Below are 8401 nucleotides of genomic sequence, written 5' to 3'. Positions count from 1 at the left end.
CCCCCTAACCCCCTTTTCTAAAGGGGGAAATTGGTCGGTATATACAAATTTTCATCCTCATCTGGTGCTGCATAGCAAGGCATAGAGAGCCTATCCTGAAAATACCAAAATAAGTAAAAAGTGTTTAAAAAAGGCACCCTGAGCCCTCAGGTTCTGAGGGTGTGAGGATCTCATCTTTTAATTCTTTTTAATTAATTCCTCTCCCTTTAGATAAGGAGAGACGTTTTGGTATTTGTTTTTTTCTAAATTTCTTTCAGATCCTCACGAATTTTTAACCCTAAGAATCACCATTATAACCACTACTTCATCTTTCGGGAACCAAATTCCTTGTGACCCTGTATGATATAATTAAAAGTGTAAATTTTTATAAGAAATCATGCTATTGGGTTTTTTAATTATAGGTTTTTAAAGCTAAAAGAAAAAAGGAGGAGTTCCCATGATAAGAAAAAAAACAGTCTTTTTGAGTTTTTTACTCATGATTTTGGGAATAATGACGTTCTCCGCGATATCGGTGGGCGCTCAACCAAGAGTTACATTCCGTTTCAACCTAAATCCCAATGTATATATATCCATTCCCCGTTCTCCATCAGTAAACATTTCTGTCGATCGGGGTGAAGATGCAACTTATTTTATAGGAGATCCAATTACCATACGGTACGGAGCTTCAAATGCTGGCTATATCAACATATTTGACTATACCTCCGATGGAGGGGTTATTATTTTAGTCCGCGATCAAAGAATCAGCTCTGGTAGCAATCTTGCGCTCAATAGCTCGGTTTCCGGACCAGCTGGTGTCGAACGCTTAATAATCCTCTATACACCAAAACCAGTTGGAGATAATCAGATTCAAAACTTTATCGAATCTCCCCACCAAAGTGGTCGTCAATTCCCTCTATCAGCGGTTAATCGAACACATTTTAATGTAGCCGCTCGTACTCGATCTACCATTCTGTCGCTCGAACCCTCTTCTTTTACTATAGAACCAGGTTCCAGCTACACAATGACTGCCCAGCTTACCGATGCCAACGGGAGACCCTTAAGGGGAGCAAATCTTAACTGGTCAACTGATAATGGTAGTTTGTCGTCATATAATACGATAACCGACCCGAATGGCAGATCTTCGGTTGACTATTATGCTCCAAACACGACTCGACCAAGTACCGCGGTAATCAGCGTCAATTTCTCTGGGGGCGGAGGTGCATCCCCCAGCAATGTCCAATCTACGGTGAACATTATTAGTCGAACCCGACCGTCTGAAATCATAATGAATCCAACCTCTTTTTCGGCAAGACCAGGAGATGAAGTTCGTATTACCGCAACCTTACGGGATATCAATGGCAATCCAATAAATGGAAGGACTCTATATTGGACAACTGATTTAGGAAGTTTTAACAAATCATCGGTTGCGACCGATTCATCGGGGCGAGCAACTGTAATCTATTATGCTCCAGATGTAAGTGATGTAACTACAGTTTCTGTTACTGCAGAATTCCGAGGTGTAACCGGATTAGGAGCTACAACAACAACCATCTCGGGTATAATTGAACCAATATTCCCCATCACACCAACGAACACTCTTTATTACTTTGATTTTGGAAATGGAGCAGCAGAACATAATTTCTTAACCATGAGATATACCGGGAACTTGGTCAATGGTTTTTCGCTAAGCGATACCTATTCACTTGAGATTCTCAGTGGAAATAATGTTGATTTAACCTTCTCGCCAGGATCAATTCCAGAAAAAGCAACACTCTTCATCTGGGCTCAAGGAGATTCTGGAGCAAGAGTTCGTGTTACTTTCAATAATAGAAATCCATTAAATATAAACCTTGATAGCAGTATCATTGAGCCTGACAATCCAAAAGTAGTTAATATTCCTATACAGAGCTTAGTTGAAGGCAACAATCGTTTACGAATTGAGGGTGATGCAGCAAGAAGAAGAGCAATACACATTCAACGATTAGTTATCGTCTTCTAAAGTTATTCTTATAAAATACTCCATACCAAAAGTAAAACGGCATGGAGTATTTTATTTTTTGAATAGATCCTCCTGCCACTTTAGTAGCACTAAGTGAGGATGAAAATAATTGTATACCAATCAATATCCCCCTTTAGCAAAGAAGTATGAAGGGGGATATGAGTTTTTTTTGAAAAGAATCGAATCCCGAACCATCTTCCTTTATCCAAAGGGATAAAAAAAATAAAAAGATGAGATCCTCACGCCCTCACAAAGTGAGGGCTCAAGACGACGTATCATAATAATTCCTTCTCCCTTGATAAAAGAAGGTGAGGATGAGGGTGATTATTTTTAAACTCACTTCCTATTTTGTTTTCAGTAAAGGTAATCGCAAAAATTTTTTCTCTATAATAAAGGTGAAATATGACATATTTAAAAGGAACAATATATGTTTCAAATACTGCTCCTTTCATTAAAAAAAATCCTTGGGACTATATCTCATCAATCACCTCGCAGATCGAAGGAGAATCCACCATTCCGTTAAGCGATGCTGATATTAAGGTCTTTATGGGAGGAAGCTCTGATCTAATATGTAGAGGATTATCGAGCGATGAAGGCGAGTTTTATCTTCGGGTTCCATCAGGAATAAATTGTTTTATTGAAGTTTACATGAACCAAAAATTAATCCTAATTAAGCACCTTCAGGTGAGTGAAAAAAGAGAAATGAAAGTTGGTTCTTTGGATATAGAAAGCACCGCAGAAGCAATATTGCTTAAAAAAAAGCTCTTAATCAATCAAGATCAACCCTTATCGCCTGTCCTTCTTGAAAAGCTTTATCCTCAAATAGAATATTGCTGGAAAAATGGGATAAGCCTTCATAAATTATATGATACCCAAGATAATCACGATCAAATCGTTATTTCTAAGCATGATCCCTTCCAGCTCATCACTTCTTTTAATATTGAAATTGATGAAGGGAACGAAAACTTATTTTGGAGCTGGGCTACTCGGGAACCTTGCCAGGCTAGGCTCTTTTATCGTTCCTTTCGATCTCGACATTATCGACAGGTTGAATTTCCCGAATATAAAAAAAGGGGCTTCCATAATCTTTCTTCTCCTCAAGAATTTGAAGGATACGTTTACTATCTGGAAGTTCAAACTCAAAAAGGTTTTTTGGCCCTCACACCGCCTCGTTGCTTCCGTATTCCTATCAAGCCTCGATTGGCAAGACATCGATTTGTTGGCCGGCAGGAAGGTCCGGTGGTTACCACCCGTAATGTAACTCATGGAAAAAAAACCATTCAATTATCCGATCTCAAAATTGACCTCTTGCTGAAAGGAGCTATAGAAAAGAGCTTTGAGTCTGAAATGAACTTGGAATTTGTTAAAAAAATAAAAATACCGCGCTTTATACTTCGTGAAGGGTTTCATGAGCTGGAACTCAACATCTACTTTCCCCAAGATCATTCATTTCTCTGGGGACCGATTGAAACTCCGGAAGAACTTTCTATCGATTCTCAAACCTGGGAAAAGATAAAAAAATTATGGGCAAAATTTCAGATTAGTGCACCTTCCAATAGTGTCGTTGAAATTGGTTATAGCAAACCCTTTTCTGAAATTATTTCCTATCGGAATCGAAGTCATTATCGGCTTTTCTCCAATATGGACTTGTCTGACACAATACTCATTCTCAGTTATCGATCTTTAGATACACTTAATCTGGATTGTATGCAGTTTTTCCTGGGGCAGCTTAATCTTCAGGGTGAAGGTCAATTTTCAGATTACCACCTTCAACTGAAGTTAGAAGGTCGTTTTTTTGAAGAAAAAAGCAATGACCTTATCATACAAAGTTCCAGGGATATTTATGGTCAGATTGACCTGGATGCCGATATGGTCATCACGGCAAATTCTTATCATCAATTAAATTCCTTTAATCCTTACTAATGGTTTTTCCCGGATAAGGACACCAATTGGTAACTGGGCATTCCCAGCATTTTGGTTTCTTTGCTTGACAGATATATCGGCCTAAAAATCCTAAGAGGTGTGTTACTCTTATCCATTTCTCTCGAGGGAAAATCTTAGCAAGATCCGACTCAATTTGATCCGGATTTGAAAATTCAGACCAACCCAGTCTTTGAGAAACCCTTGCTACATGAGTATCAACTGGTATAGCTGGAATGCCAAAGCCATTGGCTAAAACAATATTAGCAGTTTTTCTCCCCACACCATTGAGCTGAACCAATTCTTCCACTTTTTTAGGAACTTCTCCCTGGAAATCTTTAATTATCTTCTTGCTCATTGCTCGGATATTACGTCCTTTTTGCCGATAAAAACTAATAGTTTGAATTATTTTATCCATTTCCTCATCATCTGCTTCAGCCATAGCAGCCGGATTGGGATACTTTTGGAATAAGGAAGGGCTTACTTGATTGACCCTTTCATCCGGAGCCTGAGCAGCTAAAATTGTTACAACCAGCAGTTCAAAAGCATTTCTATAATTGAGGAGCAAACATGCATCGGGAAATCGTTTTTCAAGGATATCGATAATCTTCATCGCTGTTTCTTGTATCATATTTTACCTCTCGTTACTAAATTTTAGACCCTTTGATCATATTTATTTCAGCTCCCTGGTTAGATTTTACTTTTGCCTTCTCTCATCAAGTGAGAATGAACTATTTCATTCTTTTATTTATTTTTTTCCTCGCCCCATTGAGGGGGGTTAGGGGGGTGTGCATTTAATCGGTCATCCTGAGTGGTGCTTTTCCGCGTGAGGATCTCATCTGACGCAGCCGGCGTCATCCTGAGGCTTCGTTTTTCGAAGCCGTGAGGATCTCATCTTTTTGGGTTTTTTTATTCTTCATAAATACTTTTAAGAATGAGATTCTCACGTCGTCCGGTAGAAAACACCGGACTTCTCAGAATGACTGACTGGGTGGATGAGCTCAACCTTTATTATCCCTCTCCCTTTGGATAATGGGAGATTTTCTCACCACTCAGTATTGATCACTGAATCTCATCATACTATTAAAGCGAATTTTTTATTAATTAAAACTCGGAATCATGACCTTTGAGATAAAATGAACCGAACCTTCTTTATAATGATATAATACACTTAATTCGCTCCGAAGGGGGGAATACCCTTGAAAAAACATACTGTTCTTGTCATATTCGTTGCATTTTTTTTGTTATTAGTTGGTCAGAGCCTTGATGCTCAGGAACCAACTATAACACCCGAGGAAAACACTCCTGAAAAAAAAGAGGTTCTTTTAGAAAGTGCTGATAAAATCACTTATGATTCTAAAGGAGAAACTTTTGTAGCCATTGGCCAGGTTATCGCTATTCAAGGAAAAAATCGTATTCAATGTCAGGAGCTGAATTTTAATTTAAAAGACAATACTGGAGTCTTTGAAGGAAATGTTACTGTTACCCGCGACCAGACCGAGATTATTGCCACGTCGATGGAAGGCGATTTTGATGAAGAACTATATCAGTTTTCTGGTGATGTCATTTTAAAAAAAGAACGGGAAGAAGAAACTGGCACATCAACCATTATTTGGAAAGCACCGACTTTAACTTATAATGGAGAAACCGAAGAAGCTAGGAGCGAAAATGGTTCTGATATAGTTTGGAAAGAAACTACAATAAAAACTGACCGGGCTGTCTATTTCCCTAAGGATGATGAGAAGAATCAATTAGAACGAATTGAAATGGAAGGGGAAATATTGATAACCGAAAAAGAACGAGAACTTCAGGTTGGAAAAGCTGTCTATTATCTTGATTCTGAAACTTTAGAAGCAGAAAAAATCATTAAGGCTAAATTTATACTTGGGGATTAATCCCAGATGCGTCGTTTGGTCTTGGTTTTCTTCCTTTTAATTTGTCTTCCGTTTTCGGTTAATGCCGAAGAAAAGTCTATAGAACTGACTGGGGAACGCCTGACTTATCATGGTGATGGAGAAGAAATAATCGCCATCAACGGAAAATTGATCTATCAGGATGTTGTTTTGGAAGGTCAAAAAATCCACATCTTCCTTCAGAAAAAGCAATTAGAGGCTTTTGGAGATGTCGTAGTCACCGAAAATAAAGAACAATTTCATGCCAGTCAAGCTAATTTCAATTGGGATACCGATAGTTGGGAATTCTTCGATGCCTCATCAGAATTTACTGGAAGGTCAATCGTTGGGAAAGTTTTCTTTCGAGGAAAAAATCTCACCCGCGAACCAGATTTAACAACTGTAGACGAAGCTTTCATGACCTCTTGTGATTTAGAAAAACCTCATTATCATATCGATGCCCAAAAAATTGAAATTATTCCAGATAAGAGAGTTATTCTTCACGGGATATCTTATTGGGATTTTGGGTTTAAAATTTTTACCCTTCCTTACTATGTGATATTTCTCGACAGAAAGGAACAACTTCCATTTATCCCTATTATTGGGCAATCCTCTTCATATGGTTTTTATGTCAATCTTTTTTTCAATTATTTCGTTAACTATGATTCCTATGGAACAGTATATCTCGACTGGTACCAAAAAGATGGTTGGGGAATCGGAGTTCGCCATTATATCGAACATCAGGATCCCTACGAAAAAGGCCAACTTTATCTCTACTATAGAGATCCAAGTGAATCTCAGAGTACACTCAAAGCCAATCTTCAATACCAGAAAAAACTTGACCAATATACCGACCTGACCTTCAACACCGATTATAATCTTCTCCTCGATGACCAAAAAGACACTATTTCCAGTCAGTTGGCCATACTTCACAAAAAAGGAAGGTCAACCACCCGGCTTAACCTCACCTATAACTCAAACGCCAGCAATGAAAATTCCAATTTGGCTTCATATCTCAATTACACCTATGATTTTGGAGATAAATTAATTGGAACCCTCATCTTGGATTATAAAAGGCTTTCTCAATGGGGAAATTATATTGACGAAGACCTTAAATATCAGGCTTCATTTCAAAAATCCTCGGGAAGCATGGTTTATGCCCTCCGTTATGATGGACATGCCGATCCAGAAGGTGATTTATTCACTGGTGATCCTGGCAGGTATTTTTTTAAAATTCCTGAATTTGAAGTTGCCGGAAGTCGAACCCGAATTGGTAAATCTGATTTTTATTATAAAACCAGTTTTGTTGGAGGACACTATTTTGAAGAAGAAACCAATGTCCGTGATGAGCGCTACCGATTTCAGCTACAGTTAGATGGAACCAACCAAATTGGAGAAAATACCACCTTAAAACCTTCGATAAATTTTATTCAGGATTTTTATGGAAATGGCTTCGCTCGTTACATCTGGGAAGGAAACATTTCGTTGACTCAATTGGTTTCTGACCAAGGAAAAGTTTCTCTTAATTATAACCGGAGTGGTTATGACGGAGCGACACCCTTTAAAACCGACTACACCACTAGAGAAACCAATTATGCTAGCCTTAGTGCCAGCTACAAAAGCAATTATTGGGAAATCGGAATTGAAGCTGGTTATGATTTTATGAATCAAGATTTTACCGATACCATATTCAGCCTCAAATATCATGAAAATGACGAGCATTCCATCGCCTTGAAAGGGAGCTATGATTTTGACACTGGAGATTGGTTGGGCTTGGCAGTTGACACAACTTGGAGAATCAATAAAGATTGGAGGTTGTCGGTCGATGGAACCTGGAATCTTACCAACGGTAATCTCCAGGGTTTAGAAGTTGGGGTTACGCGTGATCTTCATTGCCGAGAAATTACTTTTTTTTACGACAAACCCCGAGATACTTTCTGGCTTGAATATACCATTAAGGCTTTTCCTTCGCAAAAAGTCACTTTGGGAGGATAAAGAAGACCAAAAAATGTCACTCCCTTGCTGTTTTTCGTAAGGGTGACAATGTATTGCACTCGATTAATGTAGCGACCTGCCATGGTATGTCAAATCTTTGTTTCCATTTACATTTGATACTGCGAAAGCAGCATGAGGGTCTATTCTGAAAATACACAAATGCTTAAAAATGCCGTCATCCTGAGCCCTCGTTTTTCGAGGGCGTGAGGATCTCATCAATCCAATCCGTCATTGCGAGACCTCGTTTTTTGAGGTCGTGGCAATCTCATGTGTCATCTTTTATTATTTGTAAGATTGATAAATTGTGGAACTGTGGAATCGGAAAGGATGAGATTCTCACGTCGCACAAGACGCTCCTCAGAATGACAGAGTGAGTGGATGGGGTTGCCACGTCGTCCAACCAAAGAACGGTTGAGCTCCTTGCAATGACGTTTTAGTTTGGTATTTTCATTTATAGCTGATGCCACTAATCGGCATGAGAACCTAAACAATAAATTATTAATCAAGGAGAAAAACTATGAAAGGAAAATTGCTGTTCATACTAATATTAGCTGTCTTGGTAATAAGCATTATGGCCACCGGCTGTGCTCGTGGTGACCAGCCAAGTTGGGGAGAA

5 protein-coding genes are annotated in these 8401 nt (G+C 38.7%); 4 read left to right on the top strand and 1 reads right to left on the bottom strand.

What is annotated here, in order from left to right:
- Nucleotides 1-436 precede the first annotated feature (436 nt).
- Nucleotides 437-1978 carry an Ig-like domain-containing protein gene (locus PLK24_RS05460; protein WP_324477057.1) on the top strand — a complete coding sequence of 514 codons (1542 nt, stop codon included), beginning with the start codon at nt 437-439 and terminating at the stop codon, nt 1976-1978.
- Between the two features lie 402 nt (nt 1979-2380).
- The gene (locus PLK24_RS05455) at nt 2381-3901 is read left to right on the top strand and encodes a hypothetical protein (protein WP_324477055.1); all 1521 of its coding nucleotides are present in this window, start codon (nt 2381-2383) and stop codon (nt 3899-3901) included.
- Here the strand turns inward: PLK24_RS05455 and nth are convergent.
- Nucleotides 3888-4529, bottom strand: a complete 642-nt coding sequence (gene nth, locus PLK24_RS05450) for an endonuclease III (protein ID WP_324477053.1) — start codon at nt 4527-4529, stop codon at nt 3888-3890. The two genes, PLK24_RS05455 and nth, sit on opposite strands and share 14 nt — an antisense overlap.
- Nucleotides 4530-5097: 568 nt before the next feature.
- On the opposite strand from nth, the gene PLK24_RS05445 reads away from it, so the two are divergent.
- Nucleotides 5098-5793: an LptA/OstA family protein gene (locus tag PLK24_RS05445; protein ID WP_324477051.1), complete on the top strand. Its 696-nt coding sequence runs from the start codon at nt 5098-5100 to the stop codon at nt 5791-5793.
- Between the two features lie 6 nt (nt 5794-5799).
- Nucleotides 5800-7785 (top strand): LPS-assembly protein LptD, encoded by a 1986-nt coding sequence (locus tag PLK24_RS05440; protein WP_324477049.1) that lies wholly within the window; start codon nt 5800-5802, stop codon nt 7783-7785.
- Nucleotides 7786-8401: the final 616 nt, after the last annotated feature.

The sequence above is a fragment of the Atribacter sp. genome (assembly GCF_035418125.1).
Lineage (GTDB): Bacteria > Atribacterota > Atribacteria > Atribacterales > Atribacteraceae > Atribacter > Atribacter allofermentans.
The sequence above is the reverse complement of the archived record's forward strand: the minus strand, read 5'-3'. Positions and strand labels throughout refer to the sequence as shown.

Excerpts from the sequence above, each read along its gene's own strand:
- PLK24_RS05460 (WP_324477057.1), top strand. The coding sequence starts at position 437 with ATGATAAGAAAAAAAACAGTCTTTTTGAGTTTTTTACTCATGATTTTG.
- PLK24_RS05455 (WP_324477055.1), top strand. The coding sequence starts at position 2,381 with ATGACATATTTAAAAGGAACAATATATGTTTCAAATACTGCTCCTTTC.
- nth (WP_324477053.1), bottom strand. The coding sequence starts at position 4,529 with ATGATACAAGAAACAGCGATGAAGATTATCGATATCCTTGAAAAACGA.
- PLK24_RS05440 (WP_324477049.1), top strand. The coding sequence starts at position 5,800 with ATGCGTCGTTTGGTCTTGGTTTTCTTCCTTTTAATTTGTCTTCCGTTT.